An 18,544-nucleotide genomic window follows, 5' to 3' on the forward strand; every position below is an offset into this window, starting at 1 on the left:
GACTACCCGGCGGCCGGGCGGGGGGCACCGTCCGCCGCCGGGCCGCTGACCAGGCGTCAGCGCGTGGTGAGTTGCTCGGCCAGGGCGCGCAGGGCCAGCTCGTACGAGCCGAGCCCGAATCCCGCGATGGTGCCGGAGGCCACCGCGGCGATCACCGAGGTGTGCCGGAAGGTCTCCCGGGCGTACGGGTTGGAGATGTGCACCTCGATCAGCGGCGCGGTGCGCTGCGAGGCGGCGTCCCGCATCGCGTACGAGTAGTGCGTGAACGCGCCCGGGTTGATCACCACGGGCACCTTGCCGTCGGCCGCCTCGTGCAGCCACTCCACCATCTGCTGCTCGGAGTTGGTCTCGTGCACCTCGACCTCGAAGCCGAACTCCTTGCCGAGCGCGGTGCAGCGCTCGACCAGCCCGGCGTAGGAGGTGGCGCCGTAGACGTCCGGCTCGCGGCTGCCGAGCCGTCCGAGGTTGGGGCCGTTGAGCACCATGACCCTGGTCACGCCGAGACCTCCGCGTAGGCGGCGACCAGCAGGGACGGGTCGGGGCCCTCCAGGACGGAGGTCTTGCCGAGGCCGTCCAGGACGATGAAGCGGATCAGGTCGCCGCGCGACTTCTTGTCGATCTTCATGGCGTCCAGCAGCTTCGGCCAGGCGTCCGCCTGGTAGCGCAGCGGCAGCCCGACGGAGGCCAGCACGGTGCGGTGCCGGTCGGCCGTCTCGTCGTCCAACCGGCCTGCCAGGCGGCCGAGTTCGGCGGCGAAGACCATGCCGATGGAGATCGCGGCGCCGTGCCGCCACTTGTAGCGCTCGTTGCGCTCGATGGCGTGGCCGAGGGTGTGGCCGTAGTTGAGGATCTCGCGCCGGCCGGACTCCTTGAGGTCCCCGGAGACCACGTCGGCCTTGACCTGGATGGCGCGGCGGATCAGCTCGACGGTGTGCCGGCCGTCCGGGGTCTTGGCGCCCTCCGGGTCGGCCTCGATCAGGTCGAGGATGGCCGGGTCGGCGATGAAGCCGCACTTGATGACCTCGGCGAGGCCGGAGACGTAGTCGTGCTTGGGCACGGTCGCCAGGGTGTCGAGGTCGGCCAGCACGCCCACCGGCGGGTGGAAGGCGCCGACCATGTTCTTGCCCTCGGCGATGTTGATGCCGGTCTTGCCGCCGACGGCCGCGTCGACCATGCCGAGCAGCGTGGTGGGCATGGAGATCCAGCGGACGCCGCGCAGCCAGGTGGCGGCGACGAAGCCTGCCAGGTCGGTGGTGGCGCCGCCGCCGAGGCCGACGACGACGTCGCTGCGGGTGAAGCCGATCTGCCCGAGCACCGACCAGCAGTACGCGGCGACCTCGGCGCTCTTGGCGTCCTCGGCGTTGGGCACCTGCAGCGCGATCGCCTCGTAGCCCTCGCCGAGCAGGTCCTCGCGGATGGCGTCGGCGGTGGCGGCCAGCGCCTCGGGGTGGATGATCGCGACCCGCCTGGCGCGGGTGCCGATCAGCGGCGCCAGCTCGCCGAGCAGCTGGTGCCCGATCAGCACGTCGTACGGGTCGTGGCCGGCGCTGCCGCCGACGTGAATCCTGACGATGGGGTCAGTCATGGGGGGTCTTCAGCTCCAGTGCTTCCAGTACGGCGTCCGCGACCTGCTCGGGGGTGCGGCCGGCGGTGTCGACGACGGCGGTGGCCACCTCCAGGTAGAGGGGCCGGCGGGCCTCCATCAGCTCGCGCCAGCGGGCCCGCGGGTTGATGGCCAGCAGCGGGCGCGGGGCGTCCAGGCCGACCCGCTTGACCGCGTCCGCCAGCGGGACCTCCAGGAAGACGACCGGCAGCTCGCGCAGCAGGGCGCGGGTGGCCTCGGCCATCACCGCGCCGCCGCCGAGTGCCAGGACGCCGTCGTGCTCCGTGGCGCCCGTGCGCACGGCCCGGACCTCCAGCTCGCGGAAGTGCGGCTCGCCCTCGTCGATGAAGATCTCCGGGATGGGCTTGCCGGCCAACGCCTCGATGTCGGCGTCGGTGTCCCGGAAGCCGACGCCCAGGCGCTCGGCCAGGGCCCGCCCGACGGTGGACTTGCCACTGCCGGGCGGGCCGACCAGCACAACGACCGGAACGGTCATCGGATGATCAGGTTGTCGAGGTAGCCCTGCACGTTGCGGCGGGTCTCGGAGACGTGGTCACCGCCGAACTTCTCGCTCACCGCGTCGGCCAGCACCAGCGCGACCATCGCCTCGGCGACGATCCCGGCGGCCGGCACGGCGCAGACGTCCGAGCGCTGGTGGTGCGCCTTGGCCGGCTCGCCGGTGCGCACGTCCAGGGTCTGCAGCGCCCGCGGCACGGTGGCGATCGGCTTCATGGCGGCACGCACCCGCAGCACCTCGCCGGTGGTCAGGCCGCCCTCGGTGCCGCCGGAGCGGCCGGAGGTGCGCTTGACGCCCTCGGGGGTCGGGACGATCTCGTCGTGCGCCTGCGAGCCGGGCACCCGGGCCAGCTCGAAGCCGTCGCCGACCTCGACGCCCTTGATCGCCTGGATGCCCATCAGCGCGGCGGCCAGCCGGGCGTCCAGCCGGCGGTCCCAGTGCACGTGCGAGCCCAGACCCACCGGCACGCCGTACGCGAGCACCTCGACCACGCCGCCGAGGGTGTCGCCGTCCTTGTGGGCCTGGTCGATCTCGGCGACCATCGCCTTCGACGCGTCGGCGTCCAGGCAGCGCACCGGGTCGGCGTCCAGCCGCGCCTCGTCCGAGGGCAGCGGCAGCACACCGGCCGGGGCCTTGGCGGCGGCCAGCTCGACCACGTGGCTGACGATCTCGATCCCGCAGGTCGCCTTCAGGTACGCGCGGGCGACGGCACCGAGCGCGACCCGGGCGGCCGTCTCACGGGCGCTGGCGCGCTCCAGGATCGGACGGGCCTCGTCGATCGAGTACTTCTGCATGCCGGCCAGGTCGGCGTGGCCGGGGCGGGGGCGGGTGAGCGCCTCGTTGCGGGCCAGACCGGCCAGCACCTCGGGGTCGACCGGGTCGGCCGACATGACCTGCTCCCACTTCGGCCACTCGGTGTTGCCGACCATGACCGCCACCGGGCTGCCCATGGTCTCGCCGTGCCGGACGCCGCCGAGGAACGTCACCTCGTCCTGCTCGAACTTCATCCGTGCGCCGCGACCGTAACCGAGCCGGCGGCGCGCCAGCGCGTCGGCCACCACCGCGGTGGTGACCGGTACACCGGCGGGCAGGCCCTCCAGCGTCGCGACGAGTGCGGGGCCGTGCGACTCCCCCGCCGTCAGCCAGCGCAACGTACCCAACGGAGCTCCTTCATCAGCGGACCGGCCACGGCACCTGCCGGGGCCCGCCCGGGCGTGCCTTTTCCCCTGAATCCTTTCACGTCCCGGCGGCACCCGGAGGCCCAGTCCGCGTGACGGACGGTGGTCGGTCAGTCGGCGGGACGGTGGTCGGCACGATTCCGGCCAGCCGGCCGGGCGGCGGTCGGCGCGATCCGGCCACCGGCGCGGGCTCAGCGCCCGGCGAGGGCCTTCTCGCCCGCCTCGCGCATCGCCGCCAGCGGCCCCGGCGCCCGCCCGGTGAAGGCCTCGCTCTGCAGCACCGCCTGGTGCACCAGCAGGTCCAGCCCGCCCAGGACGGTCGCCCCGCGCGCGGCGCAGGCGGCCGCCAGCGCCGTCGGCCACGGGTGGTACAGCACGTCGAACAGCGCCCCCGGCGCGGCGGGCAGCGCCCCGGCGAACGCGTCGGTCGCACCGACCGGCGTGGTCGAGACGGTCAGCGGCCGAGCCAGCGCCTGCGCGCCGAGCTCCCAGTCGGCGGTGCGCACGGCGACGCCCAGCCGCTCGCCCAGCTCGGCCATCTCCCGGGCCCGCTCCGCACTGCGCACGTAGACGGTCACCTCGCCGGTGCAGACCTGGGCCAGCGCCGCCAGCGCCGAGGAGGCGGTGGCCCCGGCACCCAGCACGGCCGCGGCCGGCACCTCGGTGATGCCGCGCTCGCGCAGCGCGTTCACCAGCCCGGGGACGTCGGTGTTGTCCCCGGTGCGCCGCCCGTCGGCGGTGAACACCACGGTGTTCACCGCGTCCACCGCGCGGGCCGTCGCGCTGACCTCGTCCAGCAGCGGGATGATCGCCCGCTTCAGCGGCATGGTCAGCGACAGCCCGGCCCACTCGGCCTCGTCCAGCCCGGCCAGGAAGCCGGGCAGGCCGGCCTCGTCGACCTCGAAGCGGTCGTAGCGCCAGCCGTCCAGCCCGAGCGCCGCGAAGGCGGCCCGGTGCAGGTCCGGCGAGAGCGAGTGGGCGATCGGCGAGCCGAGTACGGCGGCCCGGTACTTGCTGGTCAACGCTGCTCCTCCGTGAACGGCGGTGCGGTGGCGGCTACTTGGTGGTGCAGTGGAGACCGACCTTGTCGAAGCCCTGGCCCGCCGCCCGGCAGTACGCCTCGACGTTGGCCGCGTGCTCCTTGTCCGTCTCGGCGAACAGGGTCTTGATCGGGGACATCGCGATGAAGTACAGCCACTTGCCGTCCGCCGGGTTGAGCACCGCCTTGAGCGCGTCGTCGCCGGGGTTGGAGATCGGCGTCGGCGGCAGGCCCGGGTTGATGTAGGTGTTGTACTTGTTGGACCCGTCGTTGATGTCCTTCTTGTCCAGGTCCTTGCGGCCCAGCGAGTACTGCAGCGTGGTGTCCATGCCGAGCGTGTGGCGCACGGCATCGCTCGCCAACCGGTTCTGGATGGTCCGGGCCATCTTGCCGAAGTCCTCGACGTTGTTGCCCTCGCGCTGCAGGATGCTCGCCTCGATGACCACCTCGTACGCGTTCTTGAGGCCGGCCTTGGACGCGTCGGCGTCCAGGGTCGCGTACTTGTCGGTGGCGTTCTTCACCATCTGCTTGAGCAGGTCCTCGGGCTTCATGCCGTCGGCGATGTTGTACCGGGTCGGCCAGAGGAAGCCCTCGACGTTGCCGTTCGCGTACGCCGGCAGGCCGAGACTACCGACCTGGGCCTTGGCGACACCCGCCGTGGTGCCCTGCGGCAGCTTCAGCTTCCCGTCGATCAGGGTGTAGATGTCGGCGGCGGTCTTGCCCTCGGGGATGACCAGCGCCGCACCGCCGGCCCCGTTGAGCAGTTCGCTCAGCGCGGTGGCAGCCGGCAGCTCCTTCTTCAGCGAGTAGAAGCCCGGCTGGACGTTCTTGCACTTCGGCTCGGCGTCGCAGGCCTTGCTGAAGGCGTCGACGCTCTTGACCACGCCGGCGCTCTTCAGCGCCAGGCCGATCTGACCGCCGACCGCACCCGACTTGACCTCGACCTGGACGGGGCTGCCGCCCTCGCCCGTGAAGTCCGGCGGCGGGCCGAAGTGGTCCTGGTAGAAGCCGTAGCCCCACCAGCCGGCCCCGCCCAGGGCGCCGACCAGCACCAGCGCGACCAGCAGGCAGGCCCCGCCGTTGCGGCGGCCGGACTTCTTGCCCTTCTCCTTGCGCTTCTTCTGCGCGTCGCGGGAGGAGTCCTCCTCGCCGAGGAAGCCCTCCTGTTCGGCGTGGCCGTCCTCGTCGCGGTACTCGGCGTCCTCGTGGTGGCCGTCCTCGTGACGGCCGTCCTCCTGGAAGCCGTCCGGGTGGCCGTCCCACTCGTCGGTCTCGGGCGCGTGCCCGCCGACCGGATCGGCGCCGGCCTCCAGCGCGGCGGCCTCGGCCTCCCAGTCGATGCCGTCCGGGCCGGGGCCGCTGACGGGCGCGGCCGGCTCGGGTTCCGGCGCCGCGCGACGCCGCCGCCCGGGCTGCGCGCCCTGCTGCGGCACGCCCGGCTGCTGCTGCGCACCGGGTTGCTGAGGCTGCTGGGGTTGGTGGGGCTGCTGGGCCTGCTGGGCCTGCTGCGGGGACATCCCCTGCTGCTGCGCCATGCCCGGTTGCTGCTGACCGTCCGGGAACCCCTGCTGCTGGTACCCCTGCTGGGGCAGCTGCTGCTGGTACCCCTGCGGCGCCATCTGCTGCTGCTGTTGCTGTTGCTGCTGCGGGTACCCCTGCTGCGGCATCTGCTGCTGCGGGTAGCCCTGCTGCGGCATCTGCTGCTGGGGCACCTGCTGCTGCGGGTACTGCTGCTGCCCGCCCGGGAACCCCTGCTGCTGCTGATACCCCTGCGGGTACCCCTGCTGCGGCATCTGCTGCATCTGCTGCATCTGCTGCTGCGGATACCCCTGCTGCTGCACGTCTCCGTACGGCTGCTGGACCGGCTCGCCCTGCTGCTGGGGATACTGCTGGACCGGCTCGCCCTGCTGGGGATACTGCTGCCACTGGCCGTCCTGCTGGCCGGGGACCGGCTGCTGGCCGCCGTACCCGGGGTCACCGGGGTGCCACGGCTCAGAGCCCTGGGGGCCGTAGCCCCGACCCAGATCGGTCATTGATCCCCTTAACCGACGAAGACGGCCGGAGGATCGGACCGGCCGTCCGGGACGCGGTCCCGGCTGATTCTCGAACCGGCGTGCTAGCGCAGCGCCTGGGAGGAGACGTTACCGTACCGCACACGTGCCCCCGGCAGGGCGGACGTGCTGTCAGTGTCCGACCTCACCAGCCCGCGCCCGGCTCGGGCTCCGGCGCCGCCGGCCCGGAGTCGGGGGCCGACGCACCGGCCGAAGCCGACGACGAGGCCGAGGCGCCGGGCTTCGCCGACGCCCGGTTCGCGTTGAACTCGGCGACGTTGCGCTGCTGCACGTCGAAGCTGTCGGTGAAGCGGGTGTCCCCCGGTTTCACGGTGACGAAGTAGAGCCAGTCCCCCTGCGCCGGGTCCAGCGCCGCCGTGATCGCCTGCCGCCCCGGGTTGGAGATCGGCGTGGGCGGCAGCCCCGGGTGCAGGTAGGTGTTGTACGGGGAGTCCAGCCGGGTGTCGGTGACGGTGGTGTTCAGGGTCGACCGGCCGAGCGCGTAGTTGATCGTGGAGTCGAGCTGCAGCGGCATGCCCTTGGCCAGCCGGTTGTAGATGACCCGCGCCACCTTGCCCATGTCCTCGTTGTTGTCGGCCTCGCCCTGGACCATGCTGGCCACGGTGACCAGCCCGTACAGGCTCTGGCCGAGGTTCTGCGCGACGACGTTCGCGTCGTCCCGGCTGAACTCCTTGCCGGCCCGCTCCACCATCTGTTTCAGCAGGTCGATCGCGGTGGTTCCGTCGGTGACGCTGTACGTCGCGGGGAAGAGGTAGCCCTCGGGGCTGCCCTTGGCGAAGTCCGGCAGGCCCAGTTCGGCGCCCTGCTCCTGGGCGGTGCGCTGGGTGGTGCCCTCCGGCAGACGCAGCTTGTGGTCGATGGCCACGTAGATCTGGTAGCCGCGCCAGCCCTCGGGGATGGTCAGGCCGTTGGCGTTGGCCGGGTCGATCAGCACGGTCAGCGCGGCCGCGGCCGACATCCGCTGCTTCAGGGTGTAGGTGCCGGGCTGGATCCGCCCGGCGGCCGCGGCGCTGCCCTTGGCCGCCCGGGTGAAGGCGAGCGAGCTGGCCACCACCCCGTTGCGGACCAGAGTGGACGCGATCTGGGACAGGCCCGCGCCCTCCGGCACCGAGACCTGGACGCTGCCGGTGCCCTGCCCCGCGAAGTCGGCGGCGGCCGGGGGTGTGCGCTGCCCCTGGAGCCAGGCGTACCCGGCGAGACCCGCCCCGCCGAACACCGCGACCAGGGCGAGCGCGGTGAGCGCGCAGGCCAGTCCGTTACGCCGTCGGTGCGGATCGGGCGCATCGGAGCGCGTGCGGGGCGCGCCCGGGGGCCGGCCCTCCGGTTCCAGCACCGGCGCACCCAGGTGCCCGGGCGTGAGCCCCGGGTGGAAGTCCTGGTCGGTCATGGCTCGCGTCCCCTCGGCAGTGCCGAAACGTTCGAAAGGGGTCCGTGCGGACGCGTCCGCACGGACCCCTCGACGGGACGTTAGATCAGGCCGGTCAGCCGACCGCCTCGACGCTCTCACCGGGCGGGTTCCCGCTCACCCGTTCGGACTCAAGGGCGGTCTGCAGGATCACCACCGCGGCGGCCTGGTCGACCACCGAGCGGCCCTTCTTCGCCTTGACGCCCGAGGCGCGCAGCCCGTGGGTGGCGGTGACGGTCGACATCCGCTCGTCGACCAGCCGGACCGGCACCGGGTACAGCCGGTTGGCCAGCCGCGTCGCGTACGCGCGGACCTTCTCCGCCGCCGGGCCCTCCTTGCCGCTCAGCGAGCGGGGCAGCCCGACGATCACCTCCACCGCGTCGTACTCCTCGACGATGGCGGCGATCCTGGCCTGCGACTTCACCCCGGCCGGAACGGTCTCCACGGGCGTGGCGAGCACCCCGTCGGGGTCGCAGGACGCGACCCCGATCCGGGCGTCACCGACGTCGACGGCGATCCGCCGCCCCCGCCGGAAGGGCCGCTCCACCTGAGGCTCCTCGACCATCAGCTGGCGCGCTCCGCGACCAGGCCGCGCACCGCGGCGACGGCCTCGCCGACCGCGGCCGGGTTGGAGCCGCCGCCCTGGGCGACGTCGTCCTTGCCGCCACCGCCGCCGCCGAGGGTCTTGGCGGCGACCCGGACCAGCTCGCCGGCCTTGATGCCGCGGCCGCGGGCGTCCTCGTTGGTGGCGATCACGGTCAGCGGACGGCCGCCGGCCACGGTGAAGGCGGCGACCACGGCCGGGCGCGAGCCGAGGCGGCCGCGCACGTCCAGCACCAGCTTGCGCAGCTCGTCCGCGCCCACGCCGTCGGCGACCTGCGCGGCGACCACCGAGATGCCCTGCACGTCCTCGGCCGAGTCGGCCAGACCCGCCGCGGCGGCCAGCACCTTCTCGGCGCGGAAGCGCTCGATCTCCTTCTCGGCGTCCTTGAGCTTGGCGAGCATGCCCGAGATCTTCTCCGGCAGCTCCTCCGGGCGCCCCTTGACCAGCTCGGTCAGCTGGGACACCACGGTGTGCTCGCGGGCCAGGAACTTGTACGCGTCGACGCCGACCAGCGCCTCGACGCGGCGCACGCCGGAGCCGATCGAGGACTCGCCGAGCAGCTTCACCAGGCCCAGTTGGGCGGTGTTGCCGACGTGCGTGCCACCGCACAGCTCCTTGGAGAAGTCACCGATGGTGACGACCCGGACCTCGTCGCCGTACTTCTCGCCGAACATCGCGATGGCACCGGCCTTGCGGGCCTGATCCATCGTCATGACCTCGGCGGTGACGTCGAGTTCGCGACCCAGCACGTCGTTGATCTTCTGCTCGACGTCGACCAGCACGGTGCCCGGGACGGCGGCGGGCGAGCCGAAGTCGAAGCGGAAGCGGCCGGGGGCGTTCTCGGAGCCGGCCTGGGCGGCCGTCGGGCCGAGCGCGTCGCGCAGCGCCTGGTGGGTCAGGTGGGTGGCCGAGTGGGCGCGGGCGATCGCCCGGCGGCGCTCGGTGTCGATCGTGGCGTACGCCGAGGCGCCGAGCACGACCTCGCCGAACAGCACCCCACCGGAGTGCACGATGACACCCGGGACGGGCTGCTGCACGTCGCGGATCTCCACCACCGCGCCGGACTCCAGCCGGATCCGGCCGTGGTCGGCGAGCTGGCCGCCGCCCTCGGCGTAGAACGGGGTGCGGTCGAGGATGATCTCGACCTCGTCGCCCTCGGAGGCGGCCGGCGCCGGAATGCCGTCCACCAGCAGGCCGACGACGCTGGCCTCGCCCTCGGTGAGGTTGTAGCCGGTGAAGACGCTCGCGCCGGACTTGTCGGCGACCTCGCGGTACGCGGCGACGTCGGCGTGGCCCATCTTCTTGGCCTTGGCGTCCGCCTTGGCGCGGTTGCGCTGCTCCTGCATCAGGCGGCGGAAGCCGGCCTCGTCCACCTGGAGGCCCTGCTCCTCGGCCATCTCCAGGGTGAGGTCGATCGGGAAGCCGTAGGTGTCGTGCAGCTTGAAGGCCTGGTCCCCGGAGAGGACCGCGCCGCCGGCCTGCTTGGTCTCGGTGACCGCGGCGTCCAGCAGGCTGGTGCCGGCCTTGAGGGTCTGCAGGAAGGCCGCCTCCTCGCCGACGACGACCGTCTCGATGCGCTTGCGGTCGCTCTCCAGCTCCGGGTACTGCGGAGCCATCGCCTTGATCGCGATGTCGGTGAGGTCCTTGGCCACCACGCCGGTGGCGCCCAGCAGGCGCATGTTGCGGATGGCGCGGCGCAGGATGCGGCGCAGCACGTAGCCGCGGCCCTCGTTGCCGGGGGTGACGCCGTCGCCGATCAGCATCAGCGCGGTGCGGATGTGGTCGGTGACCACGCGCAGCGAGACGTCCGACTTGTGGTCGGCGCCGTAGGTGTGGCCGGTGAGCTCGGCGGCGCGGTCGAGGATCATCCGGCTGGTGTCGATCTCGAAGAGGTTGTCGACGCCCTGGAGGATGGCGGCGAGGCGCTCCAGGCCGAGGCCGGTGTCGATGTTCTTGCTCGGCAGGTCGCCGAGGATCTCGAAGCCGTCCTTGCCGTCGCCGTGGCCGCGCTCGTACTGCATGAAGACCAGGTTCCAGATCTCCAGGTAGCGCTCGCCGTTGACGGCCGGGCCGCCCTCCTCGCCGTACGCGGGGCCGCGGTCGTAGTTGATCTCCGAGCACGGGCCGCAGGGGCCGGGGACGCCCATCGACCAGAAGTTGTCCTTCATGCCGAGACGCTGGATGCGCTCGGACGGGACGCCGATGACGTCACGCCAGATCAGCTCGGCCTCGTCGTCGTCCTGGTAGACGGTGATCCAGAGCTTCTCCTTCTCCAGGCCGTAGCCACCGTCCGCGACGGAGCTGGTGAGCAGCTCCCACGCGAACTTGATGGCGCCTTCCTTGAAGTAGTCGCCGAAGGAGAAGTTGCCGCACATCTGGAAGAAGGAGCCGTGCCGGGTGGTCTTCCCGACCTCCTCGATGTCCAGGGTGCGCACGCACTTCTGGACGCTGGTGGCGCGCGAGAACTGCGGCTTGACCTCGCCCAGGAAGTAGGGCTTGAACGGCACCATGCCGGCGTTGACCAGCAGCAGGGTGGGGTCGTCGGCGACCAGGGACGCCGACGGAACGACGGTGTGGCCGCGCTCCTCGAAGAAGCGCAGCCAGCGGCGGCGGATCTCAGCCGACTCCATTATTGGTCCTTCCGGTTCGGGGTGCCGCCCCGCTGCGGCAGGGCGCGGCGGGGCGTTTCTTCAATGGCTCGGGTGGTGGTGCGGGCCCCACGGGACACGGGGCGGGGGCCGGACGGGGGCAGGGCGGCGGCCGGGCTGCCGGGCGCCGCCGAGATAGCTCGGTACTGCGGCTCGCCGCGCAGGACCCGTCCGGTGCTCCGGGGTTCGACGACGGCGGTGCCGTGCAGTCCGAGGTCGTCCTTCAGCTGCTCCTCGCGCTCGGCCATGCCGGCCCGCACGTCCTGGGCGAACTGCTTGGCCAGGTCGCCCAGGTGCAGCGCACCGCGCGTGGCGGTGCCGGAGAGGCTGTCCGGGGTGAGCCGGTGCACGGCCTCGTTGGCCTTGTTCATGGCCCACACGGTCGCACCGGCGCCGACCGCCATCCAGAAGACGCGTCGCACCATGCCGTCAGCCCCTCACCGCGCGCCGGACCCGGGAGAGCAGGCCATTCCTGGGCGCGGTCGCGGCGCGCACCTCGGCCCGGATCAGCCGGGCCAGCTCCTCGCGCTCGCCGCTCTGCGACGGCACGGACGGCTGGCCGCCCTGCTGCTTGGAGACGGCCTTGCGGACGCCGTAGCTGAAGGCCGCGACCTTCACCAGCGGCCCGCCCAGGGTGGCGGCGACGGTGGAGGAGAGCGCGTTGGCGTTGGCGGCGGCGTCCTGCACGTTGGCGGTGATCTCGTCCACCCGCTCCAGCTGCTGGCTGGCGCTGCGCACGGCGGCGCCCGCGTCGCTCAGCAGCGGGACGGCCTGCTCGGTGACGGCGGAGACGAGGACGGTGGCCTCCTTCAGCACGCGCGAGAGGCGGACCAGCACCACGGCGAGCAGGGTGACCAGGACCGCCCAGAACACGGCGACGAGCAACCCGGCCAGCTCTCCCACGGACACCTTTGCGCGCTCCCTCGCCTTGCTGTTCTCCAAACGGAACCCTATCGCGCCCACGCCCGGTTTCCGGACCGGGTTATCGCCGGGCCCCGGGGTCCACCGCCGCGTCGGCCCTCGGCCGAACCGGTCGGATGTGCGAACCGCGCGCGTAACCTACCGGCCGGTCACCTCGTTCTGCCAGGCGGGCCGTCGCCCGTACGGCCCGACGAACGTCCGGGCCCCGACGGTCCGGGCCAGGAACACGGGGAGCAACGCTTGGCCGGCGACTGGAGAGCACAGCCCGGGGAACCCGCGGCGTGGCCGCGCGAGCCGCAGCCCGGCCGGCTGCCGGCCGAGGTGACGGGCTTCGTCGGGCGGCAGCGGGAGCTGGCCGAGCTGGCGGGCCTGCTGGCCGGCGCCCGGCTGGTGACGGTGACCGGGCCGGGCGGGGTGGGCAAGAGCCGGCTGGCCCTGCGCGCCGCCGCCCGGGCGGCCGGCGCCTTCCCGGACGGCACCTGGCTGGTCGAGGTGGCCCCGGTGCAGGACCCGCTGCTGCTCGGCCGCGCGGCGCTGGAGGCGCTGCGGCTGACCGACGACACCGCCCGCCCGCCGCTGGACGTGCTCACCGAGCGGCTGTCCGGCCGGCGCACGCTGCTGGTGCTGGACGGCTGCGAGCACCTGGTGCAGGCCTGCGCCGACCTGGCGGACGCGCTGCTGCGGGCACTGCCCGGCCTCCGGGTGCTGACCACCAGCCGCGCCGCGCTGCGGGCCTCGGGCGAGCACCTGCTCACCCTGGCCCCGCTGCCGGTCGACCCTCGGCCGAGCGGTCCGAGCGGTCCGAGCGGTCCGAGCGGTCCGAGCGGTCCGGGCGGGCTGCCGGACGCGGTACGGCTGTTCGCCGAGCGGGCCCGGGCGGTGCTGCCCTCCTTCGCGCTGACCGAGGCCAACGCCGAGGCGGTGAGCCTGCTCTGCCGCCGTCTGGACGGCCTCCCGCTGGCGGTGGAGCTGGCGGCCGGGCGGCTGCGCGCGCTGTCGGTGGAGCAGATCACCGCCCGGCTGGACGACCGGTTCCGGCTGCTCACCGGCGGCTCCCGGACGGCCCTGCCGCGGCACCGGGCGCTACGCACCACGATCGGTTGGAGCCATGAGCTCTGCACCGTGCAGGAACGTTTGCTCTGGGCCCGCCTCTCGGTCTTCGCCGGCAGTTTCGACCTGGAGGCCGCCGAGTACGTCTGCGCCGGTGACGGCCTGGAGGCCGAGGACGTGCTCGACCTGCTCGACGAACTGGTCGGCAAGTCCGTGGTGCTGCGCGAGGACAGCGCCTTCGGCGTCCGCTTCCGGCTGCTGGACACCCTGCGCGACTACGGCGGCCAGTGGCTGCGGGCCGCCGGCGAGGAGCAGCGGCTGCTGCGCCGCCACCGCGACTGGTACCTGGGCGTGGCCACCTGGGGCGAGGTCGAGTGGTTCGGGCCCCGGCAGGCCGAGACCGCCGAACGCACCCGACTCGCCCACCCCAACCTCCGCGCGGCGCTGGAGTTCTGCCTCGCCGAGCCCGGCGAGGAGCAGATCGCCCTGCTGCTGGCGGGCACGCTGTGGTTCTACTGGGTCGGCTGCGGCCACCCCGGCGAGGGGCGGCACTGGCTGGACCGCGCGCTCGCCCTGGACCGCGAGCCGACCGAGGCCCGCGCCAAGGCCCTCTGGGCGACCGGCCACCTGGCCACCCTGCAAGGCGACCTGGAGGCGGCCCGCCCGGCTCTGGAGGAGTGCCGCCGCCAGGCCCTGGACACCGGCGACGACCGGGCGCTCGCCTACGCCGTCCACCGGCAGGCCGGCGCGGCCCTGGTCGGCGACGAGCCGGAGCGCGCCGCCGAGCTGTTCGAGGAGGCGCTCTGGCACTACCGGACCATCGGCGAGCTCAACAGCAACGTCGTGCTGGCCATGGTCGAGCTGGGCCTCGCGTACCTGTTCCAAGGGGATCCGGAGAGCGGCGAGCTCTGGTTCGGCCAGGCCCGCGAGCTGTGCGAGGAGCACGGCGAGCAGTGGGCGTACGCGTACGTGCTGTACGCGACGGCGTACGCGCACTGGCTGGACGGCGCCGTCCGGGCGGCCCGCGCCCTGGCCCGGGAGGGCCTGCGGCTGAACCACCTGTTCCACGACCTGCTCGGCATCGCGCTGGCGATCGACCTGCTGGCGCTGCTGGAGACCGAGCCGGGCGGCCCGGGCGCGCCGGGCGACCTGGGCGAGGCCCGGGTGCTGCAGGGCGCCGCGCACCGGATCTGGCACACGGTCGGCCTGCCCTTCCTGGGCTCGCGGTCCTTCTTCGGCCCGCACCAGGAGTGCGCGGAGCGGGCCCGGGCGGGGCTGACCGCGCAGGAGTACGAGCAGTGCTACCAGGCCGGGGCCCGGCTCGACCTGGACGCGGCGGTCTCCCGGGCGCTGGGCGCCAGCGGGTCGACGGGCGGCCCGGAGCCCGGGTCCGGGCCCTGCTCGGTGCCGTCCGCACCGGCGCCCGCACCGGCCAGGAATAGCTGAAACTTGCCGATTGCTTGAGGAGGCAAGGAACCACCCGGAAGGAGCCCCCCGTGGCCGTGACCACCGCCGCCGACGAGTACCGCCTCGCGACGTTCCACTTCGAGTCCAAGGCCTACGCCGACGCCGCCCGCATGCTGGAGGGCGTGCTCGCCGAGGAGCCGGCCAACCTCTCGGTCCGGCTGCTGCTGGCCCGCAGCTACTACCACTCCGCCCAACTCGGGCGCGCCGAGGCCGAGTTGCTCCGGATCCTGGACACCGACCCGGCCGAGGACTACGCCCGGCTGATGCTCGGCCGCACCCTGGAGCGCCAGGGGCGCGCCGAGGAGGCCCGCCCGCACCTGCGGCTGGCCGCGGCGATGACCGGCGAGAACCGCTAGGGGCTCTCTTTCGGATCACGTCGGATCAGCGCGCGGCGTCGGAGTGCGTGCATCGCAAGGCGGAGGAGGGAGTCCATGCGGTGGGGGCACCTCCCGGCCGGAGGCTGGGGGCCATCGGCGACCGACGACAACGCGGCGAGGTGCGTGCTCCGGCGTCGCGCGCCCGGCGTGATCCGAAAGAGAGCCCCCGGGTCCCGTCCGACCGGCACCGGCAGGCACCACCGGAAAAGGGGCGAGCCCCCGCCGCCTCGAAAGGCGACGGGGGCTCGCTGAGGTACCGCAGATGCGGAACCGCCGCGGGTCAGCGCGAGTAGTACTCGACCACCAGCTGCTCGTCACAGATCACCGGGACCTCCTTGCGCTGCGGCGCACGGTCCAGGCGGAAGGCCAGGGCCTTCAGGTTGACCTCGAGGTACTTCGGGGTCTGGCCCTCACCCGCGTAGCCACCCTCACGGGCGACCTGGAACGGGACCTTCTCCTTGCTGCGCTCGCGGACGGTCACCACGAAGCCCGGCTTCATCTGGTACGACGGCTTGTTGACCTTGCCACCGTTGACCTCGATGTGGCCGTGGACGACCATCTGGCGGGCCTGGTAGATGGTGCGGGCAATGCCCGAACGCAGCACCAGCGAGTCCAGACGGGTCTCCAGCTCGGCGACGAGCGCCTCACCGGTCTTGCCCTCGGCCTTCTTCGCGCGGTCGAACGCGCGCGCCATCTGCTTCTCGCTCAGGTCGTACTGGGCGCGCAGACGCTGCTTCTCGAGCAGACGGACCTTGTAGTCCGAGTTCTGCTTGCGACCACGGCCGTGCTGGCCGGGCGGGTACGGGCGGGCCTCGAAGTACTTGACGGACTTCGGGGTCAGCGGCACGCCGAGCGCACGCGCGATCTTGACCTTGGGACGCTTCTGGTTCGCCATGAACCAAACCTTCCTTGCTTACGAATACGGCTTCACCAGGTGTTGACGGAGGTCGCATCTCGCGACCCGGAGACAACCCATCGCCGAGGCGATGCGGTCAGCCGCTCTCCGGAGCCGGGCACAAAAGTGCTGGTCACACGGAACAGCCCGGAAATCCGGGCCGTCCGCGACACCGAAACGGTGCGCGACGCTCCTGGTGCGGGCCTCCCGGAGGAGGCCTACGGCCGATGCCCCGCTGGTGCGGCCGGTCGGTGGAGTCTCCTCCGCCGCCGTCCCGGGGCATGGCACTTCGACCGATTGTACCGGGTGGTCGAGCGCCCCTTCTCACTCACCCCTGAGCCGACCCCGCGTCCACTCCACGACGTCCGCGTACCGGGCCTCGCCGCCGCGCCGGGTCGGCTGGTAGTAGTCCTTGCCGTGCACCGCGTCCGGCGCGTACTGCTGGGCCGCGATGCCCTCCGGCAGGTCGTGCGGGTACTGGTAGCCCTGGCCGTGGCCGAGCTTGCCCGCGCCGCCGTAGTGCGCGTCCCGCAGGTGCGGCGGCACCGCGCCCGCGAGCCCCTGCCGGACGTCCGCCAGCGCCGCGTCGATCGCCAGGTAGGCCGCGTTGGACTTGGGCGCCAGGGCCAGCGCGATCGCCGCCTGGGAGAGGATGATCCGCGCCTCCGGGAAGCCGATCAGGGCCACCGCCTGGGCCGCCGCGACCGCCGTCTGGAGCGCCGTCGGGTCGGCCAGGCCGACGTCCTCGCTGGCCGAGATCATCAGCCGGCGGGCGATGAACCGCGGGTCCTCCCCCGCCTCGATCATCCGGGCCAGGTAGTGCAGGGTGGCGTCCACGTCGCTGCCCCGGATCGACTTGATCAGCGCGCTCGCCACGTCGTAGTGCTGGTCGCCGTCCTTGTCGTAGCGCACCGCCGCCTGGTTGACGGCCGTCTCCGTGGTGGCCAGCGTGATGCTCGCCTCGCCCTTCTCCAGCGCCGCCCCGGCCGCCGCCTCCAGCGTGGTGAGCGCCCGCCGGGCGTCACCGCCGGCGAGGCGCACCAGGTGGTCCTCGGCCTCCGCCGTCAGCTCCAGCGCGCCCCCCAGGCCGCGCTCGTCGGCCACCGCGCGGCGCAGCAGGGCGCGGACGTCCTCGTCGGTCAGCGACTCCAGGGTGAGCAGCAGCGAGCGGGACAGCAGCGGGGAGATCACCGAGAAGTACGGGTTCTCGGTGGTCGCCGCGATCAGGGTGACCCACCGGTTCTCCACGGCCGGCAGCAGCGAGTCCTGCTGGGCCTTGGAGAAGCGGTGGATCTCGTCCAGGAACAGCACCGTCTCCCGGCCGGACATGCCGACCGCCCGCCGGGCGCCGTCGATCACCGCCCGGACCTCCTTGACCCCGGCGGTGATCGCGGACAGCTCGACGAAGCGGCCCTCCACGGCCTGGCTGATCACGTGCGCCAGGGTGGTCTTGCCGGTACCGGGCGGGCCCCAGAGGATCACCGAGCTGGTCGCCGCGGGCCCGCGCGAGCCCGAGACCAGCCGCCGCAGCGGCGACCCGGGCTTCAGCAGCTGCCGCTGCCCGGCCACCTCGTCCAGGGTGCGCGGGCGCATCCGTACGGCCAGCGGCGCCCGGCCGGGCTCCCTGCTCTGGCGTTCCTCGGCGGCGGCGGTGAAGAGGTCCGGTTCGTCCACACCGGAAGCCTATGCGAGGCCGCCGACACACCCGCCGGAGCAGCCGGCCCCATCGCGCCTACGCCCTGTCCCGCCGATCGAGGCGGGCCGCGTGGTCCGGGACGTACTTCTGCAGGTCGCGCGGGGGCCGCTGGTAGCCGCGCGGGGCCGGGCGGGGCGGCAGGTCGATCTGCGGGGCGGTGATCTCGCGGTACGGCACGGTGGAGAGCAGGTGGGCGATCATGTTGATCCGGGCCCGCCGCTTGTCGTCGCTCTCCACCACGTGCCAGGGCGAGTCCGGGGTGTCGGTGTAGACGAACATCTCGTCCTTGGCCCGCGAGTACTCCTCCCAACGGGTGATCGACTCGACGTCCATCGGGGAGAGCTTCCAGCGCTTCATCGGATCCTCCAGCCGGTCCCGGAAGCGCCGTTCCTGCTCGGTGTCGCTCACCGAGAACCAGTACTTGCGCAGCAGGATGCCCGCCTCGATCAGCATCCGCTCGAAGGTCGGGCACTGGTGCAGGAACTGCCAGTACTGCTCGTCCGTGCAGAAGCCCATGACCCGCTCGACGCCGGCCCGGTTGTACCAGCTGCGGTCGAACAGCACGATCTCCCCGGCGGCCGGCAGCTGCTCGACGTACCGCTGGAAGTACCACTGGGTCTTCTGCCGCTCGGTCGGGGTCGGCAGCGCCGCGACCCGGGCGATGCGCGGGTTCAGGTACTCCGTCACCCGCTTGATCGCGCCGCCCTTGCCGGCGGCGTCGCGCCCCTCGAAGACCACCACCAGTCGGGCGCCCTCGACCCGCACCCACTCCTGCAGCTTCACCAGTTCCTGCTGGAGCCGCAGCAGTTCCCGCTCGTACGGCTTCCTCGCGAGTCGTTCCGGCTTCGCGGTCCGCTGCTCCTCGGCCACCTGGGGTCCTCCGTCCGACTGCTGCTGATGAGCACTCACCGTAGGCGCTGGAGGCCGCCTCCGCAGGTCGGAGGACGGGTGGGCGGCAGCGGCGGCCCCCTGAACCGCCGCTGCCGCGCTCCCCCGTCCGGTCGGCGCGAACGCCGAACGATCAACCTTGGCCCACACCTGCCGGACGGGTCCAATATCCGGTTCCATAACC

Annotated in this window: 17 protein-coding genes; 3 read left to right on the top strand and 14 right to left on the bottom strand. The window is 73.0% G+C overall.

Features of this window, described 5'->3' with window-relative positions; genetic code table 11:
- Window positions 1-56: 56 nt before the first annotated feature.
- From aroQ to mltG (ACFWPT_RS31770), 6 genes are all read right to left on the bottom strand, one after another.
- Complete coding sequence (aroQ, locus tag ACFWPT_RS31745; RefSeq protein WP_063350970.1) at window positions 57-485, bottom strand: type II 3-dehydroquinate dehydratase; 429 nt, start codon at window positions 483-485, stop codon at window positions 57-59.
- Window positions 486-493: 8 nt separating this feature from the next.
- Entirely contained in the window at window positions 494-1,585 is a 1,092-nt protein-coding gene (gene aroB / locus ACFWPT_RS31750; RefSeq protein ID WP_380485993.1) for a 3-dehydroquinate synthase, read from the bottom strand.
- Window positions 1,578-2,099 (bottom strand): shikimate kinase, encoded by a 522-nt coding sequence (locus ACFWPT_RS31755; protein ID WP_063346780.1) that lies wholly within the window; start codon window positions 2,097-2,099, stop codon window positions 1,578-1,580. Before ACFWPT_RS31755 ends, aroB begins: the two co-directional genes overlap by 8 nt.
- A complete protein-coding gene (aroC, locus tag ACFWPT_RS31760) occupies window positions 2,096-3,280 on the bottom strand; it encodes a chorismate synthase (RefSeq protein ID WP_107452826.1) in 1,185 nt (394 codons plus the stop codon). The genes ACFWPT_RS31755 and aroC overlap by 4 nt, the downstream gene beginning before the upstream one ends.
- A gap of 209 nt (window positions 3,281-3,489) precedes the next feature.
- Window positions 3,490-4,320: a shikimate dehydrogenase gene (locus ACFWPT_RS31765; RefSeq protein ID WP_380380713.1), complete on the bottom strand. Its 831-nt coding sequence runs from the start codon at window positions 4,318-4,320 to the stop codon at window positions 3,490-3,492.
- A gap of 34 nt (window positions 4,321-4,354) precedes the next feature.
- Window positions 4,355-5,872, bottom strand: coding sequence for an endolytic transglycosylase MltG (gene mltG, locus ACFWPT_RS31770; protein ID WP_380485997.1), 1,518 nt, complete (start codon window positions 5,870-5,872; stop codon window positions 4,355-4,357).
- On the opposite strand from mltG (ACFWPT_RS31770), the gene ACFWPT_RS31775 reads away from it, so the two are divergent.
- Window positions 5,816-6,373: a hypothetical protein gene (locus tag ACFWPT_RS31775; protein WP_380485999.1), complete on the top strand. Its 558-nt coding sequence runs from the start codon at window positions 5,816-5,818 to the stop codon at window positions 6,371-6,373. The genes mltG (ACFWPT_RS31770) and ACFWPT_RS31775 overlap by 57 nt on opposite strands.
- A 160-nt stretch (window positions 6,374-6,533) precedes the next feature.
- Here the strand turns inward: ACFWPT_RS31775 and mltG (ACFWPT_RS31780) are convergent, their stop codons facing one another.
- The 5 genes from mltG (ACFWPT_RS31780) to ACFWPT_RS31800 form a co-directional block, all read right to left on the bottom strand.
- Window positions 6,534-7,796 (bottom strand): endolytic transglycosylase MltG, encoded by a 1,263-nt coding sequence (mltG, locus tag ACFWPT_RS31780; protein ID WP_380380719.1) that lies wholly within the window; start codon window positions 7,794-7,796, stop codon window positions 6,534-6,536.
- Between the two features lie 94 nt (window positions 7,797-7,890).
- A complete protein-coding gene (gene ruvX / locus ACFWPT_RS31785) occupies window positions 7,891-8,379 on the bottom strand; it encodes a Holliday junction resolvase RuvX (RefSeq protein WP_063346786.1) in 489 nt (162 codons plus the stop codon).
- Window positions 8,379-11,048, bottom strand: coding sequence for an alanine--tRNA ligase (gene alaS, locus ACFWPT_RS31790; protein WP_380486001.1), 2,670 nt, complete (start codon window positions 11,046-11,048; stop codon window positions 8,379-8,381). The genes ruvX and alaS overlap by 1 nt, the downstream gene beginning before the upstream one ends.
- A complete protein-coding gene (locus ACFWPT_RS31795; protein ID WP_063346788.1) occupies window positions 11,048-11,491 on the bottom strand; it encodes a DUF6167 family protein in 444 nt (147 codons plus the stop codon). Before ACFWPT_RS31795 ends, alaS begins: the two co-directional genes overlap by 1 nt.
- Before the next feature lie 4 nt (window positions 11,492-11,495).
- Window positions 11,496-11,975, bottom strand: coding sequence for a DUF948 domain-containing protein (locus ACFWPT_RS31800; RefSeq protein ID WP_380486003.1), 480 nt, complete (start codon window positions 11,973-11,975; stop codon window positions 11,496-11,498).
- Window positions 11,976-12,227: 252 nt separating this feature from the next.
- On the opposite strand from ACFWPT_RS31800, the gene ACFWPT_RS31805 reads away from it, so the two are divergent.
- Both ACFWPT_RS31805 and ACFWPT_RS31810 read left to right on the top strand, forming a co-directional pair.
- Complete coding sequence (locus ACFWPT_RS31805; protein WP_380486006.1) at window positions 12,228-14,483, top strand: ATP-binding protein; 2,256 nt, start codon at window positions 12,228-12,230, stop codon at window positions 14,481-14,483.
- A 56-nt stretch (window positions 14,484-14,539) separates the two neighbouring features.
- Entirely contained in the window at window positions 14,540-14,860 is a 321-nt protein-coding gene (locus tag ACFWPT_RS31810) for a tetratricopeptide repeat protein (protein ID WP_380377234.1), read from the top strand.
- Window positions 14,861-15,161: 301 nt separating this feature from the next.
- On the opposite strand, the gene rpsD is transcribed toward ACFWPT_RS31810, so the two are convergent.
- The 3 genes from rpsD to ppk2 all read right to left on the bottom strand — a co-directional run bounded on the left by rpsD (window position 15,162) and on the right by ppk2 (window position 18,342).
- Window positions 15,162-15,776 carry a 30S ribosomal protein S4 gene (rpsD, locus tag ACFWPT_RS31815; protein ID WP_063346792.1) on the bottom strand — a complete coding sequence of 205 codons (615 nt, stop codon included), beginning with the start codon at window positions 15,774-15,776 and terminating at the stop codon, window positions 15,162-15,164.
- 324 nt (window positions 15,777-16,100) lie between these two features.
- A complete protein-coding gene (locus ACFWPT_RS31820; protein WP_363372766.1) occupies window positions 16,101-17,450 on the bottom strand; it encodes a replication-associated recombination protein A in 1,350 nt (449 codons plus the stop codon).
- 58 nt (window positions 17,451-17,508) lie between these two features.
- Window positions 17,509-18,342, bottom strand: coding sequence for a polyphosphate kinase 2 (gene ppk2 / locus ACFWPT_RS31825; RefSeq protein ID WP_380486008.1), 834 nt, complete (start codon window positions 18,340-18,342; stop codon window positions 17,509-17,511).
- Between the last annotated feature and the right edge of the window lie 202 nt (window positions 18,343-18,544).

It is taken from the genome of Kitasatospora sp. NPDC058478 (genome assembly GCF_042720345.1).
Lineage (GTDB): Bacteria > Actinomycetota > Actinomycetes > Streptomycetales > Streptomycetaceae > Kitasatospora.